This is a genomic window from Streptomyces sp. AHA2 (genome assembly GCF_036857595.1).
In the GTDB taxonomy this organism is placed as follows: Bacteria; Actinomycetota; Actinomycetes; order Streptomycetales; family Streptomycetaceae; genus Streptomyces.
This window is the reverse complement of the sequence record NZ_JAUQWJ010000020.1, coordinates 18,241-42,103: the sequence shown is the minus strand read 5'-3', so window position 1 is coordinate 42,103 and position 23,863 is coordinate 18,241. Positions and strand designations below refer to the sequence as shown.

Genomic DNA, 23,863 nt, shown 5'->3' with positions numbered 1-23,863 from the left:
CGGTCCGCCTCTCCGTGCCCCACGGAGAGGCGGACCGCTTTGCCGTGCCCCACCGCAGCCCGCCGGGTCCCCCGCCTTCCCGCCGCCGCCGGGGGGCGAACGCTCCGGAACGCGCCGGGCACGCTTCGTCATATGTTCATGGGGCATGCGGACGGGTATCAATTCGGCACGTGCCGCAGGCAGTGACCGGGAACGGATGGTCAATTTCCGTTTTGGGTCGCTCCATTGGCGGGCGATCAGTAGCCTCTGCTCGAACACCGGATCGCCTACGCCTTGGAGAGATAGATGGAGCGTCCCGCCTGGGCCCCGCGGAGCATCGACATCTCGGTGCCCAGCGTCTCCCGGATGTACGACTACTACCTGGGCGGATCGCACAACTTCGAGGTCGACCGGGAAGCGGCCCGCAGGGCCATGGAGTTCATGCCGGGACTCCCCAAGATCATGCAGGCCAACCGCGCGTTCATGCGCCGTGCCGTGCGCTTCGCGGCCGCCGAGGGCATCGGCCAGTTCCTGGACGTCGGCTCCGGCATCCCCACCTTCGGCAACGTGCACGAGGTGGCCCAGGCCGCACGCCCCGGGGCGCGCGTGGTGTACGTCGACCACGACCCGGTGGCCGTGGCGCACAGCCGGGCGGTCCTGCAGGGGAACGACGACGCGGGCGTCGTCGCCGCGGACCTCCTCAAGCCGCAGGAGATCCTGCGCAGTGCCGAGGTGGAGCGGCTGATCGACCTGAATCGGCCAGTGGCGCTGCTCCTCGTTGCCATACTGCATTTCGTGGAGGACGAGGACGACCCGTACGGGGCGGTGCGCGAACTGACCGAGGCGCTCGCGCCCGGCAGCATGCTCGTGCTCACCCACGCCTCCTACGAGGGGATCCCGCTGCCGCCGGAGCGGGCCGGGGGCGCGGTGGACGTGTACGAGGACATCCGCAACCCGCTGATCATGCGCTCGCGCGAGGAGATCGCGCGGTTCTTCGAGGGGTACGACATGGTGGAACCCGGACTGGTGGCGATGCCGCGCTGGCGGCCCGACACCGCACCGGAGGACGAGGATCCGTACGCGTTCTCCGGGTTCGCGGGCGTGGGGCGTACGGCGTGATCGCGGAACCGGACGGGCCGGAGGACAGACTCCGCCGGTTCGCGACGATCTGGAGCCGGGCGGTCTTCCCGGTCACCTCGACGTCGTCGACCCGGACCGAGTTCGAGGTGCAACTGCTGCCGCTGGCCCGGAGGTTGAGCGAGGCTCTGCGGGCCCGGGCGTTCGACGCCGAGGCGGGCCGGAGGGTCGGCGCCGACCTCGTGGACGTGCACTGCACCGACCCCGAGGCGCTCAGCCGCACGCTGGACTGCGTCGACGCCTACCTCGTGCTGTACTGCGGTGGCGACGGCGATCAGGAGGACCTGCGAGCCCGGTGCTCCCGGCTGCAGCACGCGATGGCGGCCGGCTTCGCGCGGGCCCTGCGGGAGCGGACGCTGGCCGAGCAGGAGTCCATCGCCCAGGCGGCCCTGGAGGCGCAGGGCGTGGTGGCGCAGGCCCTGCACGCGAGCGAGGCGCGGTTCCGCGCCGTCTTCGAGGGTGCGGCCATAGGCATCGGCATCGCCGACCTCGACGGGAACATCCTGCAGGTCAACGGCGCGCTGCTGCGCATGTTCGGTGTCTCCGAGCACGCTCTGCGCACCCGCAGCGTCAAGGAGTGGACCCACCCCGACGACGCCCCGCAGACCTGGCGGCTCTACGACGAACTCGTCCGCGGTGAACGGGAGCACTACCACCTGGAGAAGGCGTTCTACCGCCCCGACGGCACGGTGCTGTGGACGAACCTGACGGTCTCCCTGCTGCGCGACGCCGACGGCAGCCCGCAGTACCAGCTCGCCCTCATGGAGGACACCACCGAGCGGCGGCTGCTCAACCTGCGGCTGCGCTACGAGGCGACCCACGACGCGCTGACCGGGCTGCCCAACCGCACCTTCTTCTTCGAGCGCCTGGAGAAGGCACTGGGCGCCGGGGAAGGGCAGCGGTTCGGGCTGTGCTACCTCGACCTGGACGGCTTCAAGACCGTCAACGACAGCCTCGGGCACGCCGCGGGCGACCGGCTGCTGGTCGAGGTCGCCGACCGGCTGCAGTCCTGCGTGACCGCGCCCGGCGAGATGGTCGCGCGGCTCGGCGGCGACGAGTTCGTGGCCCTGACCACCGGTCCCGACACCCAGCACGAGGTCGACGAGCTCGCCGGGCGCATCATGAACGCGCTCCTCGCACCGATCAGCGTCGACGGCCGTGAGCTGACCGTGCGGGGCAGCATCGGCGTCGTCGAGGGCCCGGCCGGCGAGCGCAGCCCGGCGGAGGTGCTGCGCAGCGCGGACATCACCATGTACCGGGCCAAGTCGGCGGGCGGCAACCGCTGGGAGCTGGCCGACCCGGAGGCCGACGCCCGCGTCATCACCCGGCACGGGCTGACCACGGCACTGCCGACGGCGCTGGAGCGCGGCGAGTTCTTCATCGAGTACCAGCCGCTGGTGCACCTCGGCGACGGCAGTGTGCGCGGCGCGGAGGCGCTGGTGCGGTGGCTGCACCCGCAGCACGGGGTGCTCGGGCCGGACCGGTTCATCCCGCTCGCCGAGCACACCGGTCTGATCGTGCCGCTGGGACGCTGGGTGCTGGAGCAGTCGGTGCGGCAGGCGCGCGAGTGGCGGGAACTGCACGGCGGTGAGGACGCCGGGCCGCTGCGGATCAATGTGAACCTCTCCCCGTGCCAGCTGACGCACCCGGCGCTGGTGCAGGACACCGTCGACATCCTGGAGCGCACCGGCGTCGCGCCGGACGCGCTGTGCCTGGAGGTCACCGAGTCGGCCCTCATCGGGGCGGACGACGACCTGCTGAAACCGCTGCGGCGGCTGGCGGAGATGGGCGTCGACATCGCCCTGGACGACTTCGGGACCGGGTACTCCAACCTCGCCAACCTCCGTCGCCTGCCGGTCAGCATCCTGAAGCTGGACCGGTCCTTCACACAGAGCATGCAGCAGTTCCCCGCGGACCCCGTCGACCTCAAGATCGTCGAGGGGATCGTCTCGCTGGCGCACAGCCTGGACCTCGCGGTGACGGTGGAGGGCGTGGAGACGGGGGCCCAGGCCGAGCAGCTCCGCGTCCTCGGCTGCGACACGGCCCAGGGCTGGTACTACGCCCGCCCGGGCCCGCCGGAGCGGCTGCACGAACTGGCGTTGGTGGACGCGACGGGCTGACGCCCCGGCGGGGGTGGCGACTGCGTGCGGCCACCCGGGTCCGCCCCCCCGGGTGTGAGGCGTGGAGCCAGCGGGTGTGGAGCCGAGGGGTGTGGAGGCGCTGGCGCCGAGTCCCGCCTCTCGGCGTGGAGCGGGAGGAGTGAGGCCGGGGCCACCGCGGTCCCCCCCCCCCCCGCGCCGGACGCGGGGCGCGGGGCCGCGCGCCCCCGCCTTCCGGCGCGGCACGGCCGCCGCGGGACACCCGGCGTGCCGGCAGCGCCGCCTTCGCCGGGCGGGTCGTGCCCGGTGGCGCCTTCCCCCCCGTCGGGCGGGTCGTGCCCGGTGGCGCCTTCCCAACGCCGGGCGGGTCGTGCCCCTTTCGTGGCTCAGCGTTCCAGCAGCATCCGCTGCAGTTCCCGTGCCGCCCGGGGCGGGGCCACGTCGCTGCGGTGGGCGAGCGCGATCGTCCGGTGCAGACCGGGGCGGGCCAGGGGGGTCACCCGCAGGCCGCCCCCGGAGCGGGCCGCCACCATCCGTGGCACCACGGCGGCACCGAGCCCGGCCCGGACAAAACCCAGCACCGCGTCCATCTCACCGCCCTCCACGGCGAAGTCCGGCTCGAAGCCCTCGGCCCGGCACGCGGCCACGGTCAGCTCCCGCAGGTCGTAGCCGTGCCGGAACATCACCAGGCGCTCGCCCTCCAGGTCGGCGATGCGCACGGTGCGCCGGCCGCGCGCGGGTCCGGCCACGTCCGGTGAGGAGACCACCACCAGGTCCTCGCGCAGCAGCTCCACCGTGGTCAGCGCGGGGGAGGGCGTCGGCAGGGGCAGGACGACCAGTGCCAGGTCCAGGGCGCCGCGGGCCAGCTCCCGCACCAGGTCGTGCGAGCCGCCCTCCTCGATCAGCAGCCGGATACCGGGGTAGCGGTCGTGGAAGGCCCGCAGCACGTCCGGGAGCAGACCCGTGCACAGGCTCGGCGTGGCCCCGAGCCGGACCCGGCCCCGCCGTAGCTGCACCAGCTCCTGCACCTCGTGCCGGGCCGTGTCCGCGTCGGCCAGGATGCGCCGGGCCAGCGGCAGCAGCGCCTCACCGGCGTCCGTCAGCGTGATGTTGCCGCGCGCCCGCAGGAACAGGTCCGCGCCCAGCTCCCGCTCCAGCGCCTTGATCTGCTGCGACAGGGAGGGCTGCGCGACGTGGACCAGATCGGCGGCACGCGTGAAGTGCCGGGTCTCGGCGACGGCCACGAAGTACTGGAGCTGCTGGAACTGCATCCACCCACGATAGCCGCCTCCTATGGAATCAAGCCGGACCATGTCTTGGACCGATCGGCCGCGCGTCCGTAGCGTGCTGTCCATGGCTCTGGCAACGCGGACGGACCGACGGCCGTCCATGGCACGCACCGTGTGGGACTCCACCGTCGGCAAGAAGACCGTGATGGCGGTCAGCGGTCTGGTCATGCTGCTGTACCTGGTCGTCCACATGATCGGGAACCTGAAGATCTTCTTCGGGGCGGGCGAGTTCAACCACTACGCGCACTGGCTGCGCACCGTCGGCGAGCCCTTCATGCACTACGAATGGACGCTGTGGCTGGTCCGCGTCGTGCTCGTGGCCGCCGTGGTCGCGCACGCGGTCTCCGCCTACCAGCTCAGCCGCCGCGACATCAAGGCCCGGCCCAGGAAGTACGTGCACAAGAAGCCCCGGGCCTCCTACGCCACGCGCACCATGCGCTGGGGCGGCGTCATCCTGGGCCTGTTCATCGTCTGGCACATCCTCGACCTGACGACCGGCACCGTGCACCCCGGCTTCCAGCCGGGCCGCCCCTACCAGAACGTCGTGGACACCTTCTCCACCTGGTACGGCAACGTCGTCTACATCGTCGCGATGCTCGCGCTCGGCCTGCACGTCCGGCACGGCTTCTGGAGCGCCGCCCAGACCCTCGGCGCCGGCAGCCGCACCCGCGACCGCGCCCTGAAGACCGTCGCGAACGTCCTCGCGCTGCTGCTCACGGCCGGCTTCATCGCCGTACCCGTGGCCGTCATGACCGGAGTGGTGAGCTGACATGACCTCCTACGCGGACTACGCGACCGGCGAGCCGGTCGTCGACACCAAGGCGCCCTCCGGGCCGATCCACGAGCGGTGGGACAAGCGCCGGTTCGAGGCCAAGCTGGTCAACCCGGCCAACCGGCGCAAGCACACCGTGATCGTCGTGGGCACCGGTCTCGCCGGCGGCTCCGCCGGGGCCACCCTCGCCGAACAGGGCTACCACGTCGTCCAGTTCTGCTACCAGGACTCGCCCCGCCGCGCCCACTCCATTGCCGCGCAGGGCGGCATCAACGCCGCGAAGAACTACCGCAACGACGGCGACTCCGTCCACCGGCTGTTCTACGACACCGTCAAGGGCGGCGACTTCCGTGCCCGCGAGTCCAACGTCCACCGCCTCGCCCAGATCTCCGTCGAGATCATCGACCAGTGCGTCGCCCAGGGCGTGCCCTTCGCCCGCGAGTACGGCGGACTGCTCGACACCCGCTCCTTCGGCGGCGTGCAGGTCTCGCGCACCTTCTACGCCCGGGGCCAGACCGGCCAGCAGCTCCTCCTCGGCGCCTACCAGGCCCTCAGCCGGCAGATCGCCGCGGGCAACGTCGAGATGCACCCGCGCACCGAGATGCTCGACCTGATCGTCGTCGACGGGCGGGCGCGCGGCATCGTGGCCCGCGACCTGATCACCGGGAGGATCGACACCTACTTCGCGGACGCGGTGGTGCTGGCCTCCGGCGGCTACGGCAACGTCTTCTACCTGTCGACGAACGCCATGAACTCCAACGCCACCGCGATCTGGCGGGCCCACCGGCGCGGAGCGTACTTCGCCAACCCCTGTTTCACGCAGATCCACCCCACCTGCATCCCGCGCACCGGCGACCACCAGTCCAAGCTGACGCTGATGAGCGAGTCACTGCGCAACGACGGCCGCATCTGGGTGCCGAAGGCCAAGGGCGACGACCGGCCCCCGGCCGAGATCCCCGAGGACGAGCGCGACTACTACCTGGAGCGCATCTACCCCTCCTTCGGCAACCTCGTACCGCGCGACATCGCCTCCCGCGCCGCGAAGAACGTCTGCGACGAGGGACGCGGCGTCGGCCCCGGCGGGCAGGGTGTCTACCTCGACTTCGCCGACGCGATCGCGCGCATGGGCCGCAACGCCGTCGAGGCCAAGTACGGCAACCTCTTCGACATGTACCAGCGGATCACCGACGAGGATCCGTACCGCGTGCCGATGCGGATCTACCCGGCCGTCCACTACACGATGGGCGGACTGTGGGTCGACTACGACCTGCAGACCACGATCCCCGGGCTGTTCGCCGTCGGCGAGGCCAACTTCTCCGACCACGGAGCCAACCGGCTCGGTGCCTCCGCCCTCATGCAGGGCCTGGCCGACGGCTACTTCGTGCTGCCGGCGACCATCAACGACTACCTGGCCCGCAACCCCCACCACGACGAGGTGGGCGACGAACACCCCGTCGTCGAGGAGGTGCTGGCCGAGACCCAGGACCGGCTCAACCTGCTGCTGTCCGTCGACGGCGACCGCACCCCCGACTCCTTCCACCGCGAACTGGGTGAACTCATGTGGGAGTTCTGCGGCATGGCCCGCAGCGACGCGGGCCTGCGCAAGGCCCTGGAGCGCATCCCGCAGATCCGCGAGGAGTTCTGGCGGCGCATCAAGGTCCCCGGCACCGGCGAGGAGTTCAACCAGTCGCTGGAGAAGGCCAACCGCATCGTCGACTACCTGGAACTCGCCGAGCTGATGTGCCTCGACGCGCTGCACCGCGAGGAGTCGTGCGGCGGCCACTTCCGCGAGGAGTCCCAGACCCCGGACGGCGAGGCCGCCCGCCGGGACGAGGAGTTCGCGTACGCGGCCGCCTGGGAGTTCACCGGCACCGGCGAGGCACCGGTCCTGCACAAGGAAGACCTGGTCTTCGAGTACGTCCACCCCACCCAGCGGAGCTACGCATGAAGCTCACCCTGCGCGTCTGGCGGCAGAAGAACGCCGACGCCGACGGCACGATGTCCACGTACGAGGTGGACGGCATCTCGCCCGACATGTCCTTCCTGGAGATGCTCGACACGCTCAACGAGGAACTCATCGTCAAGGGCGAGGACCCCGTCGCCTTCGACCACGACTGCCGCGAGGGCATCTGCGGCGCGTGCTCGCTCGTCATCAACGGCGACGCGCACGGACCCGAGCGGACCACCACCTGCCAGCTGCACATGCGGTCCTTCCAGGACGGCGACACCATCGACATCGAACCGTGGCGGGCGTCCGCCTTCCCGGTGATCAAGGACCTGGTCGTGGACCGGTCGGCCTTCGACCGGATCATCCAGGCCGGCGGGTACATCACCGCGCCGACCGGTTCGGCACCCGAGGCGCACGCCACGCCCGTACCCAAGCCTGACGCCGACTTCGCCTTCGAGCACGCCGAGTGCATCGGGTGCGGGGCGTGCGTGGCGGCCTGCCCCAACGGCGCGGCCATGCTGTTCACCTCCGCCAAGATCAACCATCTCAACGTGCTGCCGCAAGGGGCGCCCGAGCGGGAGACGCGGGTGCTCGACATGGTGGAGCAGATGGACGCGGAGGGCTTCGGCGGGTGCACCCTCGCCGGGGAGTGCGCCACCGCCTGCCCTAAGGGCATCCCGCTCATGTCCATCACCAGCATGAACAAGGAGTGGCTGCGCGCCGCCCGCAAGGCGAAGCGGTAGGGCGCCGTCAGCGCGGCCGGACGCGCAAGCGCCGGGCCGGTCGCGCAGTTCCCCCTCCACGGGGACCAGTGAACGTTCGCCGGTGAGTGCGGACGGGCGGGACCGGGAAGGGTGCTCATCCCGGTCCCGTCTCGTAGGTGCGCCACCGGCCGGAGGTGAGCCGTTCAGCAAGCCCACATCCGCTCTCCCCGCACGCGACACGCGAAGGTCAGCCTGCCTCGGGACAACAGGGAGCGGCGGCACCGCCCGCCGCCCCCGGCCCGTGACCAGGAGAAGCCATGACCGGCGCACTGACCGTCGAACGCCCCGACCGGCCCACGGCCCCCACCCGCTACACCGTCTCCCTCGCCCGCACCGAGGACGACGTACGCGCCGCCCAGCGGCTGCGGCACGACGTCTTCGCCGGGGAGCTGGGCGCGCTGCTCGCCGGCCCCCAACCCGGCCTCGACGTCGACGCGTTCGACGCGTACTGCGACCACCTGCTGGTGCGCGAGGAGTCCACCGGGCAGGTCGTCGGCACCTACCGGCTGCTGCCGCCGGAGCGCGCGGCCGTCGCCGGACGGCTGTACTCCGAGGGCGAGTTCGACCTCACGGCCCTGGACGGCATACGGCCGCAGCTCGTCGAGGTCGGCCGCTCCTGCGTCCACCCGGACCACCGCGACGGCGCCGTCATCGGCCTCATCTGGGCCGGCATCGCCCGCTACATGGCCGACCGGGGCCACGAGTGGCTCGCCGGCTGCTGCTCCGTTCCGCTGGCCGACGGCGGCACCCTGGCCTCCGCCGCCTGGGACCGGGTCAGCGCCGGACACCTGTCACCACCGGAACTGCGCGTCCGCCCGCTGCTGCCCTGGACGCCCGGGCCCGCACCGGCCGCCCGGGTCGAACTGCCCGCCCTGCTGCGCGGATACCTGCGCCTCGGCGCCTGGGTGTGCGGCGCACCGGCCCACGACCCGGACTTCGGCGTGGCCGACCTGTACGTGCTGCTGCCGATGAGCCGGGTCAACCCCCGCTACCTGCGCCACTTCCTCTCCCTCGTCCCCGCGTGATGAGCGCCTGGCTGCCCACCGCGCCCTGCACGCCCCGGGCCTGTGTGGAGACGACGACGGCGGCCCGGGCCGTACCGCGTGCCGTGCTGCGGCTGACCGGCGTGGCCCTGCTGCTCCTGGCCGGTCTCGCCCTGTCACCGCTCGGGGCCCGGGTGCCGGCGAACGCCGTGCGGCGGTGGTGCCGGTGGATCGTGCGGGCCGCCGGGGTGCGCGTCCGGATCACCGGCGGCCCCGTTCCCGCCGGGGGAGTGCTGCTGGTCGCCAACCACATCTCCTGGCTGGACGTGCCGCTGCTCGCCGCCGTCCGCCCCGCCCGGATGCTGGCCAAGACCGAGGTGCGGCACTGGCCCGTCGCCGGTGCGCTGGCCGCGCGCGGCGGCACGCTGTTCATCGACCGGGACCGGCTGCGGGCCCTGCCGGACACCGTGGCCCGGATCGCCGGCGCGCTGCGCGAGGGCACCGCGGTCGCGGCCTTCCCCGAGGGCAGCACCTGGTGCGGCCGGGCCCAGGGCCCTTTCCGCCGGGCCGTCTTCCAGGCCGCCCTGGACGCCGGTGCCCCCGTCCAGCCGGTGCGGATCGCCTACCGGCTGGACCCCGGAACGGCCAGCACCGCCCCGGCGTTCGTCGGTGACGACACGCTGCTCGCCTCGGTGTGGCGGGTGGCGACCGCACGCGGTCTGGTCGCGGAGGTCGAGGTGCGCCCCGCGATCCCCCCGCGCGGCGTCCCCGACCGCCGCGCGCTCGCCCGCGCGGCGCAGCAGCACACGGCGCCGTTCCCGGCCCGGCCGCATGCGGTACTCATGGCGTAGGGGGCCGAGGACCGGCTCGGCTCGTACGGGCGAGCGGGGCGTGACGGCGTCCGCGGAGCGGCGCGGCGCGTGCCGGACGCACACGGCGTCCGCGCACCGGCCCGGCGCGGGGTCGTGCCGGGCCGGGCCGGATCGCTCAGCGCGTGCCCGACAGGGTGCGTGAGAGGTACGGGGCCGTCCGGCTGGCCGGGGCGGTCGCCACCTGCCTCGGGGTGCCCGCCGCCACGATCCGGCCGCCCGCGTCGCCGCCGCCCGGGCCCAGGTCGACCACCCAGTCCGCGCCCGCGACCACCGACATGTCGTGCTCCACGACGATCACGGTGTTCCCGGCGTCGACCAGACCGTGCAACTGGCGCATCAGGACGTCCACATCGGCGGGATGCAGCCCCGTCGTCGGCTCGTCGAGCAGGTACAGCGTGTGGCCGCGCCTGCCGCGCTGGAGTTCGCTCGCCAGCTTGATGCGCTGTGCCTCACCGCCCGACAGCTCGGTCGCGGGCTGCCCGAGGCGCAGATAGCCCAGCCCCACGTCCAGCAGGGTGCGCAGGCTCCTGGCCACGGCCGGGGTGTCCGCGAAGAACTCCGCGGCGCCCTCCACCGTCAGGTCCAGCACCTGCGCGATGTTCCGCCCCCGGTAGGTCACTTCGAGGGTCCGGGGGTTGTACCGGGCCCCGCCGCAGTCCGGGCAGGGCGCGTACGTGCTGGGCAGGAACAGCAGCTCCACGCTGACGAACCCCTCGCCCTGGCAGGTCTCGCAGCGCCCGCCCGCGACGTTGAAGGAGAACCGGCCGACGCCGTACCGCCGTGCCCGCGCCTCTCCGGTGGCCGCGAACACCTTGCGCACGACGTCGAACAGGCCGGTGTAGGTGGCGAGGTTGGAGCGCGGGGTGCGCCCGATCGGCTTCTGGTCGACCGACACCAGCCGGCCCACCCCCTCGGTGTCCTCGGTGATCTCGCCGATCAGGGTGGACTTGCCCGAGCCGGACACTCCGGTGACGGCGGTGAACGCGCCGAGGGGGAACTCGGCGGTCACACCGCGCAGGTTGTGCCGGGTGACCGGCCCGACGGTCAGCAGGCCGTTCGGGCTGCGCACCGGCCGGGGCGGGGAGGGCGAGCGGTCGAAGAGGTAGCGGGCCGTCGCGGACTCCGCCACGGCGGCCAGACCTTCGACGGGACCGCTGTGCAGGACCCGCCCCCCGTGCTCGCCCGCCAGCGGCCCGACGTCGACCAGCCAGTCGGCGCTCCGCACGACGTCCAGGTGGTGCTCCACCACGAACACCGAGTTCCCGGAGGCCTTCAGCCGCTCCAGCACGGTGATCAGCGCCTCGGTGTCGGCCGGGTGCAGCCCGGCCGACGGCTCGTCGAGGACGTACACGACACCGAACAGGCCGGAGCGCAACTGTGTGGCCAGGCGCAGGCGCTGCAGCTCGCCGGCGGACAGGGTCGGGGTGGCCCGGTCCAGGCTGAGGTAGCCCAGGCCGAGTTCGACGACGGGCGTGATCCGCGAGCGCAGATCGTCGGTGAGGACCTTTCCCGCCTCGGAGCTCGCGTCCAGGTCGGCGGCCAGTTCCACCAGGGGCAGGGCCGCCAGCTCGGCGATGGTCCGGCCGCCGAACGTCACCGCCAGCGCCTCGGGCCGCAGCCGGCTCCCGCCGCACGCCGGGCAGGGCGCGCCGGTCAGGAACCGCTCGGCCCTCGCCCGCAGGGCCGGGCTCTTGGAGTCCGAGAAGGTCTTCATCACGTACCGGTGCGCGCTCGTGTACGTGCCCTGGTACGGGCGTTGGATGCGGTCGGCGTCCCGCACCGGGTGCACGGTGACCACCGGCTGCTCGTCCGTGAACAGGATCCACCGCCGGGCCTCCTCGGGCAGCTCCCGCCACGGCCGGTCCACGTCGTACCCCAGCGCGTCGAGGACGTCCCGCAGGTTCTTGCCCTGCCAGGCGCCCGGCCAGGCGGCGATCGCACCCTCGCGGATCGACAGCGACGGGTCGGGGACGAGCAGTTCCTCGCTCGTACGGTGCACCCGCCCCAGCCCGTGGCACTCCGGGCAGGCGCCGGCGGCCGTGTTGGGCGAGAACGCGTCGGAGTCGAGCCGCTCGGCGCCGGGCGGGTAGGTGCCGGCGCGGGAGAACAGCATGCGCAGCGAGTTGGAGAGGTTGGTGACGGTGCCGACCGAGGAGCGCGAGGAGGGGGCCGCGCGGCGCTGCTGGAGCGACACGGCCGGCGGCAGACCGGTGATCTCCGCGACCTCGGGCGCACCCACCTGGTGGATGAGCCGGCGCGCGTACGGGGCGACCGACTCGAAGTAGCGGCGCTGCGCCTCGGCGTAGATCGTGCCGAACGCCAGCGACGACTTGCCCGAGCCGGACACGCCGGTGAACACGGCCAGCACGTCCCGCGGGACGTCCACGTCCACCCCCCGCAGATTGTGCTCGCGTGCTCCCCGCACACGGACGTACGGGTCGTGGGGGACGTGGGGGCTGCCGGGGTCGTGCATGGTCGCGACTCTAGCCCGAGGTGATCGCGGCCAGCCGCCGGTAGGAGTCCAGGAGGGCGTCGCGGTCGTGGGTGCTGGTGGTGACCAGGATCTCCTGGGCGCCGGTCTCCTTCAGCACCGTCTCCAGCTCGTGCGCCACCTGCTCCTCGGTGCCGGCGAGCTGACCGGTCAGGCCGGACTCGAACAAGCCGCGCTCCTTGGCGGTCATGGTGAGCGCCTCGACGCGCTCGGCGGGAGGCAGCGGAGGGAAGGTGCCGTGGGTGCGGGAGTACGCCATCGACCAGGCCTCCGGGACCAGCAGCCGCCGGGCCTCCTCGGGGGTCGCCGCCACGGCGACCGTTCCGGAGACGACCACGTGGGGCTCCGCGGCCCAGGGGGAGGGGCGGAAGTGTTCACGGTAGTGGTCGATGCCGCGCCGCATCTTCTCCCGGTGGCGCAGGTCGCCGATCACCATGGGCAGTCCGAGCCGGGCGGCGACGGCGGCGCCCTCGCCCATGGCCAGGACGAACGGCGGCACGGCCAGTCCCTCCGCCGGACGGGCGTGGACCCCCGTGGGGGAGGTGCCCTCGAACCAGCCGAGCAGCTCCCGCAGCTGTGCCTCGAAGTCCTCGGCGTCGCCCTTGTCGCGGCCCAGGGCCCTGCGCACCCCGTCGGTGAAGCCGACGGAGCGGCCGAGTCCCATGTCGATCCGTCCGGGGAACAGCGACTCCAGCACTCCGAACTGTTCGGCGACGACCAGCGGCCGGTGGTTGGGCAGCATCACCCCGCCCGTGCCCACCCGGATGGTCCGGGTGGCGCCCGCGACGGCCGCGGCCAGCACGGTCGGCGCGGATCCGGCGACCCCGGGCACCCCGTGGTGCTCCGACACCCAGAACCGGTGGTAACCGAGCCGCTCCAGCTCCTGTGCGAGGCGCACGGTGTCGCGCAGGGCCTCGGGGTGGGTGTGTCCCTCCCGGGTGCGCGAGCGGTCGAGGACGGAGAAGCGGGCCGAGGCGATCAGGGAGCTCACACCGTGTTCAACGCCTCCGGGCCGGCGGCATTCCCGGCCCCGGCCCGGCGGCTACGCCGCGGGCTCGTGGTCGCACGCGGCGCCGGTGCCGTGGGTGGCCCAGGCGGGGAAGGGGTCGTCGCCGCCGAGGAACTCGCCCGGCCGGGCCAGGCACGCCGTCAGGGCGTGGTGCAGGGCCCGGGCGTCCAGGCCGGTGCCGATGAAGACCAGCTCCTGGGCGTGCGGGGCGCCGGTGTCGCGGGCCGCGGACGGCTCGAAGCGCGCGACGGATCCGGCCTGCGACCACAGGCCCGTCACCTCCGGGCGGCTCGCCAGCGTGAAGAAGCCCTTGGACCGCAGGACACGACCGAAGGCCCCGCCGTCGAGGTCCTCGGTCACGAAGGACCACAACCGCCCGGGATGGAACAGCCGGGGCGAGCGGAAGACGGTGGAGGAGATGCCGTACTCCTCGGTCTCGGGCACGTGGTCGCCGTTCAGCTCCCGCACCCAGCCCGGCGCCTGCTGGGCGCGGTCCAGGTCGAACAGGCGGGCCCCGAGCACCTCGTGCACGTCGACCCGGCCGTGGGTCGCGGGGACCAGCCGGGCGCCGGGGTTGAGCCGGGTCAGGGCCGCGCGCAGCCGGGAGGCCGTGGCCTCGTCGACCAGGTCGAGCTTGTTCAGCACCAGGACGTCGGCGAACTCGACCTGGTCGACCAGCAGGTCGCTGACCGTGCGCTCGTCGTCCTCGAAGGGCGCGAGGCCGCGTGCGGCCAGGTCGTCGCCGGCCGCGAGCTCGGGCAGGAACCCGGCCGCGTCCACCACCGTGACCATGGTGTCCAGCACGGCGACCTCGTCCAGGGTGGCGCCGTCGTCCCGTGCGAAGGTGAAGGTGGCGGCGACGGGGAGCGGTTCGGAGATGCCGGAACTCTCGACCAGGAGGTGGTCGAAGCGGCCCTCGCGGGCCAGCCGGTCCACCTCCTCGAGCAGGTCGTCGCGCAGGGTGCAGCAGATGCAGCCGTTGGTCATCTCGACCAGCCGTTCCTCGGTCCGCGACAGGGCGGCCCCACCGCCGCGCACCAGGGCCGCGTCGATGTTGACCTCGCTCATGTCGTTGACGATGACGGCGACGCGCAGTCCCTCGCGGTTGGCCAGGACGTGGTTGAGCAGGGTGGTCTTGCCCGCCCCGAGGAACCCGGAGAGCACGGTGACGGGCAGTCGGGTGTCCGGCACCGGTCAGCCCTCGGGGCGCAGCAGGCCGCGCTCGTAGGCCCTGACGAGGTGCTGCGGGACGAGGTGGCGGACGCCGTCGACCGTGACCGGCACCAGCGTGGGAGCGGCCGCCTTCCACCGGGCGCGGCGGTGGCGGGTGTTGCTGCGGGACATCTTCCGCTTGGGGACAGCCATGGGACTCCTCCTCGGGACCCCCGCCCGGGCGGGCGGGCCACCGAGACGCTACATGAAAATGGATCCCATTAACAAAAGTCGTCCCGCGCGTGCCTCCGGCGCCGGAGTCCTAAGGTGGGCGTGTGAGCGATGACCTCAGCAAGGCCCCGCTGGCCGTGTTCGACCTGGACAACACCCTCGCCGACACCGCGCACCGCCAGCACTTCCTGGAGAGCCGCCCCAAGGACTGGGACGGCTTCTTCTCGGCGGCGCCGCAGGACGGGCCGCTCATGGAGGGCATCGCGCTGGTCGCGGAGTACGTGCGCCAGTGCGAGATCGTCTACCTCACGGGGCGGCCCGAGCGCTGCCGGCACGACACCCTCGACTGGCTGGCCGCCCAGGGGCTGCCCGAGGGGCGGCTCTACATGCGCGGGGACACCGACCGCAGGCCCGCCCGGTTCACCAAGCTGCAGACTCTGCGGCGGCTGGCACGGACCCGCGAGATCCGCGTGCTCGTCGACGACGACGAACTGGTCTGCGAGGACGCCCGGCGGGCCGGCTTCACGGTCCTGCGGGCCGACTGGGCGGCCCGCTCCGCCGAGATGAAGGCGGCCCAGGAGCGGGAGGGCCGCACCTGAGCCGTCCGCCCCCGACGGCGGCCCGCCCCTCGCTTCGATCGGCCCCGGACGGTCCGTGAGGGCACGAAGGGGCCGGGGCCCCCGCGGCCCGCGGCCGACGGGCCGGCCTACTCGGATCCCTCGAGGCGGAAGCCCACCTTCAGGCCCACCTGCCAGTGCGCGATCTGCCCCTCCTCGAGCTGGCCGCGTACCTGTGTCACCTCGAACCAGTCCAGATTGCGCAGGGTCTGCGAGGCCCGCTCGATGCCGTTGCGGATGGCCTGGTCGACACCCTCGTGCGAGGTGCCGACGATCTCGGTGACCCGGTAGGTGTGGTGCGACATGCCGCTGCTCCTCTTCTGTGACGGGTGTGTCACGCGTCACTCCACCGTGCCCCACGCGGCGGCGAAGCGCGAGACGTCGTCCCTCGCCGTCGCCGCCGCGGAGCACCGGCGGTGTCAGCGGGCCGTGCTCAGGGACAGCGCGAACCGCCCCTCGGCGTCGGTCCACCAGCGGGTCAGATCCAGACCGGCCGCGGACAGTTCGGCGCGCACGCCCTCCTGCCGGAACTTCGCGGACACCTCGGTCCGCATCTCCTCGCCCGCCGCGAAGTCGACGGCGAGGCCGAGCGCCGGCACCTTCACGGTCTGCTCCGAACGGGACCGCAGCCGCATCTCGATCCACTCGTGCCCGGAGTCCCACCGGGCCACGTGGTCGAACCCCGCGAGGTCGAAGTCGGCGCCGAGCTCGCGGTTGATCACCGTCAGGACGTTCTTGTTGAACGCGGCCGTCACCCCGGCCGCGTCGTCGTACGCCCGGACCAGCACCTGCTCGTCCTTGACCAGGTCCGTGCCGAGCAACAGGGCGTCCCCCGGCGCGAGCAGGGCCCGCACGGAGGTGAGGAACCCGGCGCGTTCGGCGGGCAGGAGGTTGCCGACCGTGCCGCCGAGGAACGCCAGCAGCCGCGGCCCCGGCGTGTCCGGCAGGGTCAGTTCCGCGGTGAAGTCGGCGATCAGCGCGTGCACGTCCAGGCCCGGCCGCTCGGCGGCCAGCGCCCGCCCGGCCTGGGCGAGCGCACTCTCGCTGACATCGACGGGCACGTAACTGCGCAGGTCCGTCAGGGCGTCGAGCAGGTGCCGGGTCTTCTCGGAGGAACCGGAGCCCAGTTCGATCACCGTGCGGGCCCCGCTCGCCGCGGCGATGTCGCCGGAGCGTGCGAGGAGGATCTCCCGTTCGGCTCGCGTCGGGTAGTACTCGGGCAGTGCGGTGATCTCCTCGAACAGGTCGCTGCCGTGGGCGTCGTAGAACCACTTGGGCGGCAGCGTCTTCGGGGAGCCGGTCAGGCCCCGCCGGACGTCGGCGCGCAGCGCGGCGTCCGTGGCGTCCTCGGGCAGGGTGCGGGTCAGGTGGAACGGGCTCACGTGCGGGGCTCCTCGGAGGTGGGCGCGAAGGTGTCGGCCGGCTCTTTCAGCGGCGTGAGCAGCACGTCCGTGCGGCTCGCCGCGAGCAGGGTGCGGTCGGGGACCTCCCGCCAGTGCGGATCGTCGTCGTACGGCTCGGAGGCCACGACCGTGCCGCCGCCGGGCAGGGCGAGGTACCACAGGGTGTCGCCCCAGGCGGTCGCCGTGATGGTCTCGCCGTTGGTCATCAGCAGGTTGAGCCGGGAGCCCGGGGCCGCTGCGGCGACCTCCAGGACGGTGTCGGCCAGGGACTGGCCCTCCTCGTCCCCGCTGCGCAACCGGGCCAGCACCAGCGCCCACACGAGCGCCGAGTCGTTGCGGGCCTCCAGGGACAGCAGGTCCTCGTGCGGCAGTGTCCTGGACAGGGTGGCCAGCGACCCGGGCCAGCCCTTGACCGCCCCGTTGTGGCTGAACAGCCAGGTCCCCGCCGCGAACGGTGCCGCGGCGGCCTCGGCGTCCGCGCCCGACAGGGTCGCGTCGCGCACCGCGGCCAGCAGCCCCTCGGTCCGCACGACCCGGGCCAGGTCCGCGAACGACAGGTCCGCCCAGATCGGCCCGGCCCGGCGGTACCGGGCCGGCACCGGGTCGCCCTGGGCGTACCAGCCCACCCCGAAGCCGTCGGCGTTGACCGTGCCGTGGCGCTGGCGGCGGGGCGCCCACGACTGCCGGTACAGCCCGTGCGGCGGCTCCACCAGCAGCCGGCCCAGCGGCTCGGCCGGTCCCACGTAGGCCAGGTGACGGCACATCAGTCGGCCTCCGCGGAGCGGGCGGTGCGGAAGCCGGAGAAGATCTGCCGCCGGATCGGGTAGTCCCAGTTGCGGAAGGTGCCCCGGCAGGCCACGGGGTCCACGGCGAACGAACCGCCGCGCAGCACCTTGTGCCCGGAGCCGAAGAAGACTTCGGAGTACTCCTTGTACGGAAACGCCCGGAACCCGGGGTAGGGCAGGAAGTCGCTCGCCGTCCACTCCCACACGTCGCCGATCAACTGCCGTACGCCGAGCGGCGACTCGCCGGCCGGGTAGCTTCCGGCGGGTGCCGGGCGCAGGTGCCGCTGGCCGAGGTTGGCGTGCTCGGGGCCGGGGTCGGCGTCGCCCCACGGGTAGCGCATCGAGCGGTCGCCGGCCGGGTCGTGGCGGGCGGCCTTCTCCCACTCGGCCTCCGTGGGCAGCCGGCGTCCCGCCCAGCGCGCGTAGGCGTCGGCCTCGTACCAGCACACGTGCAGCACGGGCTCGTCCGGCGGGACGGCCTCGGTGACCCCGAAGCGGCGGCGCAGCCACTGCCCGCCGTCGCGCCGCCAGAACAGCGGGGCGCGGATGCCGTGCCCGCGGATGTGCGCCCAGCCCTCGGACGTCCACCAGCGCGGGTCGTCGTACCCGCCGTCCGCGATGAACGCCTGGTACGCGGCGTTGGTCACCGGGGTGGTGTCGATGTGGAAGGCGGCCACCTCGCGCCGGTGCGCGGGGCGTTCGTTGTCCAGTGCCCACGGCTCGCCGGACGTGCCCATGGTGAACGGGCCGCCGGGCACCAGGACCTCCGACGGCCCGCTGAACAGCGGCACCGGCTCCGGGTCGGGTGCCGTCAGCGCCTGAGGGCCCCGGCGGAGCTGATGGGTGATCAGCATGGTCTCGTCGTGCTGCTGTTCGTGCTGGGCGATCATCCCGAAGGCGAACCCGGCCTCGGTCAGCCGGGTCCCGTCGAACGCGGCCCGCTCCAGCACGTCCAGCGCCCGGCCCCGCACGTCCGCCGCGTAGGTGCGGGCCTCGGCCGGCGCCAGCAGGGGCAGTTTGGGCCGTTCGGCCCGCGGGTGTTCGAAGGCGTCGTAGAGGCTGTCGATCTCCGGGCGTATCGCCTCCTGCCCGGCGACGGCCCGCAGCAGCCACTGCTCCTCCTGGTTGCCGATGTGCGCGAGGTCCCACACCAGCGGCGACATCAGCGGCGAGTGCTGCGCGGTCAGTTCGGGCTCCTCGACGCAGCTGGTCAGCAGGGTGGTGCGGTCGCGGGCCACGACGAGCGCGGCGACCGCGCGCTCGCGCAGCGCCTCCGGGTCCGCGGCCGGGGCGTCCGGGGCGGCGGCGGGACGGGTGTCGGTCATGGGCGCGGGTCCTTCCCGTGGGCGCGGCCGTCCGCGGCACGCTGCCGGTCGAGCAGATCGTCGGCGGGGCAGCGGCCCAGGACGACGTAACGGTCCAGGAAGGCCGTGACGGCCTCGACGACCTCGGGTGAGGCGCCGATCCGGGGCAGGGCCTCCAGTGCGGCCGAGAAGCAGACGACGGCCGTCTCGCGCAGCTCCGCGTCGGCCGGGCCGGAGCGGGCCGCGTCCAGCCACAGCGGATTGTTCGGGGCGGCCAGCCCCAGGGTGCGCTCGGCCAGCGGCTTCACGGCCCGGTAGGCGGTCTCGGCGGCCTGCGGGTCGTCGAACAGCGCCGCCGTCACGGCCAGCGGCACGATCCAGCCGTCGTCGCCCGGCTGCGCGTCGATCATGCGCAGTTCCAGATGGCCGCGCGGCCTGACCGGCGGGAACAGCGTCGTGACGTGGTAGTCGAGGTCCTCCCGGGTGGGCGGGCGGGGCGCGGCGGTGCGGACCCACTCGCGGAAGGTGAGCCCTTCGGGAACGTCCCAGGGCGCCCGGTCACCGCGTACGCACATCACGGGAGCGTCCAGGACGTGGCGGGCCCAGGCGCCGCGGGGGTCGGCGTCCAGACAGGGTCCGCCCGCCCGGCCGGCACCGATCCGCGTCCAGTTCAGCTGGCGCGTGGATCGCCAGCCGGTGGGCCGGTGACCGGCGAGCGGCGAGTTGGCGAACACCGCCACCAGGACCGCGCCCAGGTGGTGGGCCAGCCACCAGCGCCGCACGTGACCCAGGGGCCCGGGTTCCTCGTGGCCGGCGTCGACGCACACCTGCACGGAGGCGGAGCTGCACATCATGTCCCGGCCGGCCGGGCCGGTGCGGTCCAGGCACGCCTCCATGGCGTCGTAGCGCGGTTCGCGCAGGAACCGGTGGGGTGTGTGCCACGGGTCCTGGCCGAGGCCGACGAGCGCGAGGCCGTCCCGGCGCAGGACCGCGCGGACGGCGTCGAGGTCGGCGGAGACGGTGTCGATGCACTCGGTCAGCGAGGCGGCGGGAGGCGAGCTGAGCTCCAGCTGGCCGCCGGGCTCGACGGTGAGCGCCGACCGGAGGGGCAGATCCCGTACGGCCGCGTGGGCCGCTGCGAGTCGTTCGTGGGTGACGGGGAGCTGCGGGGCGCGCAGCTCGTGGACGAGCCATTCCACCTCGACGCCGAGGCGGCGCGGCGGGCCGGTCTTGAAGCAGATGCCGCGGACCAGTGCCTCGACCTCGGCTTCGGACAGTGAGGTGCGTGGCCGGGGACAGCCACTTACCGAATCGGACATGTCGGGATCCTCCTGAGATTCCACCATGCCATCGGTCCGGGCACTTCGGCGCCCGGGCCGGACGACTCGTCCACCCAAGACCGTCACCCCGCTCGCCACAAGGGGGCAAACCGGGACGTCAGGGATCGGTCACATTCGGTGGTGCCGCGTTCCCCGGCGCTTTCCCCGGGGTTCCCCGCCCGCGAAAAACTCCGTTGCGCCGCGATTCGGGCATCGACCACCATGCCTGCGTGAGCACGACAAGAACGGCCGCGCGGCGCGCGGTCACGGCGCGTACGGGGGTCGCGGCGTGAGCGCGCGCCGGCGCGGTGTGGCACGCGAGACCGAGCGGATCGTCGCGGCGGGCTCCTACCGGGCGCCCGGCGGCCGCGAGGTGCGGATCGCCGAGCAGGTGAGGGCGGCCCAGGAGGGCACGCGTCTGTACGGACCGGAACCCGTTCCCGTGCCCGCCGCCCCTGTGACGCGGACACGCGTCGAGGTCACCGGCGAGGGCAGCCTGGAGGCCGCCCGCCGGCTGGGCGGTGCCGTGGCCGTGCTGAACCTCGCCTCGGCCCGCAACCCGGGCGGCGGCCACCTCGACGGCGCCCAGGCGCAGGAGAGGCGCTGTGCCGGGCCTCGGCCCTGTACACCTGCCTGTTGCGGGTCCCGGACTTCCACGACCACCACCGCGCCCACCGCGACCCGTTCTGCACAGACCGTGTCATCCACTCACCCGGTGTGCCGGTCTTCCGCGACGACCGGGGCAGGCTGCTGGACGAGCCGTACACCGCCGGATTCCTGACCTCTCCGGCGCCCAACGCGGGCGTGGTGCTGCGCACGGCGCCGCAGCGGGCGGCCGAAGTGCCGCGCGTCCTCGCGGTGCGGGCGGAACGCGTCCTGGGGACGGCCGCCGCCCACGGCTACCCGCGGCTCGTCCTGGGTGCCTGGAACTGCGGCGTGTTCCGCAACGACCCGGCGCAGGTGGCGGCGGCGTTCCACGGCCTCCCGGGCCCCGGCGGCCGCTTCGCGGCCACCTTCGGCCACGTCGTCCTCGGCATCCCCGACCGCACACCGGGCGCCGCGGTCCGGGCCGCCTTCGCGCGGCGGTTCACCTCCAGCCGTAGCGTTCCCGCAGGCGGCGTCTGACCAGGTCGAAGCGCATGCGGTCCAGGGCGCACGCCTCGCGGCGCATGCCCGCCTCGTGCAGGCGCAACACGCGGTCGACGTCCACCCACGAGTCCCGCCCGGAGCGGTCCCACGGGCCGCTGCCGATCGGCACCCATTCCCGGTCGTCGTCGTGCCGCTTGCTGGACAACTGCACGGCGAGGAACGTCCCCGCCGCCTCCCTGGCGACGACCAGGACCGGACGGTCCTTCCCGCGGCCGTCGTTCTCCTCGAACGGCACCCACGTCCAGACGATCTCGCCCGGGTCCGGATCGCAGTCGTGGGCGGGGGAGTACTCCGTGCGCACCGGGCCGGTCCCGCGCGGGTCGGCCTGGACGGTGGCGGAAGGGCCGTGGCGGCCGGGGACGTCGTCGGCGTGCGTGCTCACGGGGGCACCTTAGAGGTCCTCCCCCCGCAGGCGCGCCCCGGGTCACGGAGCCGGTCAGGCGGCGGCCGCGTCCGCCGTGACCGGCGGTGACGGCCGGCGGTCCTGCCAGCGCAGCTCCGCCTCCAGCTGGGCGGCCACCTGCGCCAGGAGCGGCTCGCTGTGCGCCGGGCCGAGCAGCTGCGCCCCGACGGGCAGGCCGTCCGGCGTGAAACCGGCGGGCACGTTGATCCCCGGCCAGCCCAGCACGTTCCACGGCCAGGCGTAGGGGCAGGCCGCGATCATGGCCCGGTCCGTGGCGAACCCGCTCAGCTCCAGCAGGGCGCCGATGCGCGGCGGGGGAGCGGCGGTGGTGGGCGCCAGCACGACGTCGTAGGAGCCGAAGAAGGCGCCGATACGGCGGTGCAGCACGGCCTCCGCGCGCCGCGCCACCCGCAGTGGCGCACCGCCGAGCAGCCGGCCCAACCGGGCCGCGTCCCGGGTGCGCCGGTCCAGCAGCGCCGGGAACGGCGACTCGTCCACGCGCTCGGCGATCCCGGCCGTGGCGCGCGGCACGAACGTCAGCCCGATCTGCCCGTACGGCGGATCCGCCTCCTCCACCGTGTGCCCCAGGCGGGCCAGCCGCTCGGCGAGTCCGACGACCCGGGTGCGCACCTCGGGCAGCAGCCGGGCGGGGACGGCGGTGAAGGGCGGCTTCAGCGAGAGCGCGATGCGCAGCCGCCCCGGGTCGCGCCCGAGGGCCGCGGACAGATCGATCGCCGGGGGCCGGTGCGGGTCCAGGTCGTGGTTGCCGCTCGCCGCGTCCAGCAGCAGGGCCGCGTCGGCCACCGTGCGGGCCAGGGTGCCGTTGACGGTGATGCCCTGGAAGGACTCGCCGCGCGGCCAGGTGGAGATGCGGCCGCGCTGCGGCTTGATGCCGACCAGATGCGTCCAGGCCGCCGGGATCCGCACCGAACCGGCCCCGTCGGAGCCCAGCGCTGCGGGCACCAGCCCGGCGGCGACCGCGGCGGCCGAGCCGCCCGAGGAACCGCCGGGCGTGTGGTCGGTGCTCCACGGATTGCGGGTCGAGCCGAACGCGGGCCCCTCGGTGAACGGCCACTGCCCGAACTCGCAGGTGTTGGTCTTGCCCACGATGACGGCTCCGGCCGCGCGCAGCCGCCGCACGGCCTCGCCGTCCGAGGGGACCGGCGGGAACTCGCCGCAGCAGCCGAAGGCGGTGGGCTCACCGGCCACGTCCATGTCGTCCTTCACCGCCACGGGCACCCCGAGCAACGGCTTGCGCACACCCGCCGCCAGCTCGCGGTCGGCGGCCTCGGCCTCCGCCAGGGCGGCCTCGGCGCGCACGATCCGGAAGGCGTTCACAGTGCCCTGCGTCGCCTCGATCCGGGCCAGCGTGCGCTCGACCAGCGCCCGGGAGGTCACTTCTCCGGCGGCCAGCGCGCGGGCGGTCTCCGCCAGGCCTTCGACACGGTCGGACGTCATGCGCACACCTCCGTGAGCAGCTTGTCTACCGAACGGTAACGTCCGGTGGCCGACGGCGGAACGCCTTCGACGGAGCCTGCCTCCCCCGCCGGCCGCCGCTGTTGCCGAGCGGGCGGCCGCGGATGCGAGGAGGGACGCGTCACCGGCGCCACTCCGGCTCCCGGAGTGCTCTCCGTTCACTGCTGATCGTCATGTCGCTGAGTCCCGAGCTCTGTGCGGGTACCCCGATCACCCCGCTTGATCCCTCGACGGACGTGAGGCGAACGCTCACTCCCCGCTCATCTGGGCCGGTGTCGGCTCAACGGAATAAGACGGGTTGCAGCACGTGCAATAGGCGGAAAATCCGTCGGTAACAATTCGATCGACCGGTGCGGAATCTCCCTAGATTACTTGTCAGTACTTCGGAGGGGGTCCGCTCGGCAATCGGATGCCATGCTCTCGAGAATTCAGGCCAGACAGCGCCAGAGCGGTCATATCCCGCCCCGCCCGAGTGGCCCGGGAAGAGATCGGCCCGAGGTGACGGTGTGCCATCAGGGATATGTGCGCTGGATCGTTGGAACGCGTGGTCTCTTGTTCGCTTGTTGCACGGGAAGTCATGGTGCACTCTGTGCACGCATCGCGATCACCGCATGCGTTCGCTCTTGCTGTCAGCAAGAATTCCGTCGGCGAAGGCGCCGCCCAGGGCTGCGTCCGGACCCG

20 protein-coding genes and 1 pseudogene are annotated in these 23,863 nt (G+C 73.4%); 9 read left to right on the top strand and 12 right to left on the bottom strand.

Going from position 1 to position 23,863, the window contains the following annotated elements; genetic code table 11:
• Positions 1 to 285: 285 nt before the first annotated feature.
• Positions 286 to 1,098 carry an SAM-dependent methyltransferase gene (locus Q5694_RS28820; RefSeq protein ID WP_333936355.1) on the top strand — a complete coding sequence of 271 codons (813 nt, stop codon included), beginning with the start codon at positions 286 to 288 and terminating at the stop codon, positions 1,096 to 1,098.
• Complete coding sequence (locus Q5694_RS28815; RefSeq protein ID WP_333936354.1) at positions 1,095 to 3,236, top strand: putative bifunctional diguanylate cyclase/phosphodiesterase; 2,142 nt, start codon at positions 1,095 to 1,097, stop codon at positions 3,234 to 3,236. Before Q5694_RS28820 ends, Q5694_RS28815 begins: the two co-directional genes overlap by 4 nt.
• A 365-nt stretch (positions 3,237 to 3,601) precedes the next feature.
• On the opposite strand, the gene Q5694_RS28810 is transcribed toward Q5694_RS28815, so the two are convergent.
• Entirely contained in the window at positions 3,602 to 4,486 is an 885-nt protein-coding gene (locus Q5694_RS28810; protein ID WP_333936353.1) for a LysR family transcriptional regulator, read from the bottom strand.
• Positions 4,487 to 4,604: 118 nt separating this feature from the next.
• Here Q5694_RS28810 and Q5694_RS28805 point away from each other — a divergent pair, with 118 nt between their 5' ends.
• The 5 genes from Q5694_RS28805 to Q5694_RS28785 all read left to right on the top strand — a co-directional run bounded on the left by Q5694_RS28805 (position 4,605) and on the right by Q5694_RS28785 (position 9,822).
• A complete protein-coding gene (locus Q5694_RS28805) occupies positions 4,605 to 5,273 on the top strand; it encodes a succinate dehydrogenase (RefSeq protein WP_333936415.1) in 669 nt (222 codons plus the stop codon).
• 1 nt (position 5,274) lies between these two features.
• Positions 5,275 to 7,224, top strand: a complete 1,950-nt coding sequence (locus Q5694_RS28800) for a fumarate reductase/succinate dehydrogenase flavoprotein subunit (protein ID WP_333936352.1) — start codon at positions 5,275 to 5,277, stop codon at positions 7,222 to 7,224.
• Positions 7,221 to 7,967, top strand: a complete 747-nt coding sequence (locus Q5694_RS28795) for a succinate dehydrogenase/fumarate reductase iron-sulfur subunit (RefSeq protein ID WP_333936351.1) — start codon at positions 7,221 to 7,223, stop codon at positions 7,965 to 7,967. The genes Q5694_RS28800 and Q5694_RS28795 overlap by 4 nt, the downstream gene beginning before the upstream one ends.
• Before the next feature lie 278 nt (positions 7,968 to 8,245).
• On the top strand, positions 8,246 to 9,013 hold the full coding sequence (locus tag Q5694_RS28790; RefSeq protein WP_333936350.1) for a GNAT family N-acetyltransferase: 768 nt from the start codon (positions 8,246 to 8,248) through the stop codon (positions 9,011 to 9,013).
• Positions 9,013 to 9,822 carry a lysophospholipid acyltransferase family protein gene (locus tag Q5694_RS28785; protein WP_333936349.1) on the top strand — a complete coding sequence of 270 codons (810 nt, stop codon included), beginning with the start codon at positions 9,013 to 9,015 and terminating at the stop codon, positions 9,820 to 9,822. Before Q5694_RS28790 ends, Q5694_RS28785 begins: the two co-directional genes overlap by 1 nt.
• A gap of 136 nt (positions 9,823 to 9,958) precedes the next feature.
• On the opposite strand, the gene Q5694_RS28780 is transcribed toward Q5694_RS28785, so the two are convergent.
• The 4 genes from Q5694_RS28780 to rpmF are packed head-to-tail and all read right to left on the bottom strand — an operon-like array spanning position 9,959 to position 14,708.
• Positions 9,959 to 12,316 (bottom strand): excinuclease ABC subunit UvrA, encoded by a 2,358-nt coding sequence (locus Q5694_RS28780; RefSeq protein ID WP_333936348.1) that lies wholly within the window; start codon positions 12,314 to 12,316, stop codon positions 9,959 to 9,961.
• Between the two features lie 10 nt (positions 12,317 to 12,326).
• Positions 12,327 to 13,325 (bottom strand): LLM class flavin-dependent oxidoreductase, encoded by a 999-nt coding sequence (locus Q5694_RS28775; protein WP_333936347.1) that lies wholly within the window; start codon positions 13,323 to 13,325, stop codon positions 12,327 to 12,329.
• 51 nt (positions 13,326 to 13,376) lie between these two features.
• Positions 13,377 to 14,534: a GTP-binding protein gene (locus tag Q5694_RS28770; protein WP_333936346.1), complete on the bottom strand. Its 1,158-nt coding sequence runs from the start codon at positions 14,532 to 14,534 to the stop codon at positions 13,377 to 13,379.
• 3 nt (positions 14,535 to 14,537) lie between these two features.
• A complete protein-coding gene (rpmF, locus tag Q5694_RS28765; RefSeq protein ID WP_333936345.1) occupies positions 14,538 to 14,708 on the bottom strand; it encodes a 50S ribosomal protein L32 in 171 nt (56 codons plus the stop codon).
• Between the two features lie 122 nt (positions 14,709 to 14,830).
• On the opposite strand from rpmF, the gene Q5694_RS28760 reads away from it, so the two are divergent.
• Positions 14,831 to 15,325 carry a phosphatase domain-containing protein gene (locus Q5694_RS28760; protein ID WP_333936344.1) on the top strand — a complete coding sequence of 165 codons (495 nt, stop codon included), beginning with the start codon at positions 14,831 to 14,833 and terminating at the stop codon, positions 15,323 to 15,325.
• A gap of 107 nt (positions 15,326 to 15,432) precedes the next feature.
• Here Q5694_RS28760 and Q5694_RS28755 read toward each other — a convergent pair whose 3' ends face one another.
• From Q5694_RS28755 to egtA, 5 genes are all read right to left on the bottom strand, one after another.
• Positions 15,433 to 15,648, bottom strand: coding sequence for a dodecin (locus Q5694_RS28755; protein WP_333936343.1), 216 nt, complete (start codon positions 15,646 to 15,648; stop codon positions 15,433 to 15,435).
• A gap of 114 nt (positions 15,649 to 15,762) precedes the next feature.
• The gene (gene egtD / locus Q5694_RS28750; protein ID WP_333936342.1) at positions 15,763 to 16,725 is read right to left on the bottom strand and encodes an L-histidine N(alpha)-methyltransferase; all 963 of its coding nucleotides are present in this window, start codon (positions 16,723 to 16,725) and stop codon (positions 15,763 to 15,765) included.
• Entirely contained in the window at positions 16,722 to 17,510 is a 789-nt protein-coding gene (gene egtC / locus Q5694_RS28745; protein ID WP_333936341.1) for an ergothioneine biosynthesis protein EgtC, read from the bottom strand. The genes egtD and egtC overlap by 4 nt, the downstream gene beginning before the upstream one ends.
• Positions 17,510 to 18,856: an ergothioneine biosynthesis protein EgtB gene (gene egtB / locus Q5694_RS28740; RefSeq protein ID WP_333936340.1), complete on the bottom strand. Its 1,347-nt coding sequence runs from the start codon at positions 18,854 to 18,856 to the stop codon at positions 17,510 to 17,512. The genes egtC and egtB overlap by 1 nt, the downstream gene beginning before the upstream one ends.
• Positions 18,853 to 20,154 (bottom strand): ergothioneine biosynthesis glutamate--cysteine ligase EgtA, encoded by a 1,302-nt coding sequence (gene egtA, locus Q5694_RS28735; RefSeq protein ID WP_333936339.1) that lies wholly within the window; start codon positions 20,152 to 20,154, stop codon positions 18,853 to 18,855. The genes egtB and egtA overlap by 4 nt, the downstream gene beginning before the upstream one ends.
• Positions 20,155 to 20,443: 289 nt before the next feature.
• On the opposite strand from egtA, the pseudogene Q5694_RS28730 reads away from it, so the two are divergent.
• Positions 20,444 to 21,279: pseudogene (locus Q5694_RS28730) on the top strand (TIGR02452 family protein).
• Here Q5694_RS28730 and Q5694_RS28725 read toward each other — a convergent pair.
• Together Q5694_RS28725 and Q5694_RS28720 are read right to left on the bottom strand one after the other, a co-directional pair.
• Complete coding sequence (locus tag Q5694_RS28725; protein WP_333936338.1) at positions 21,242 to 21,685, bottom strand: type II toxin-antitoxin system PemK/MazF family toxin; 444 nt, start codon at positions 21,683 to 21,685, stop codon at positions 21,242 to 21,244. The pseudogene Q5694_RS28730 and the gene Q5694_RS28725 sit on opposite strands and share 38 nt — an antisense overlap.
• Positions 21,686 to 21,739: 54 nt before the next feature.
• Positions 21,740 to 23,164: an amidase gene (locus Q5694_RS28720; RefSeq protein WP_333936337.1), complete on the bottom strand. Its 1,425-nt coding sequence runs from the start codon at positions 23,162 to 23,164 to the stop codon at positions 21,740 to 21,742.
• Positions 23,165 to 23,863 lie beyond the last annotated feature (699 nt).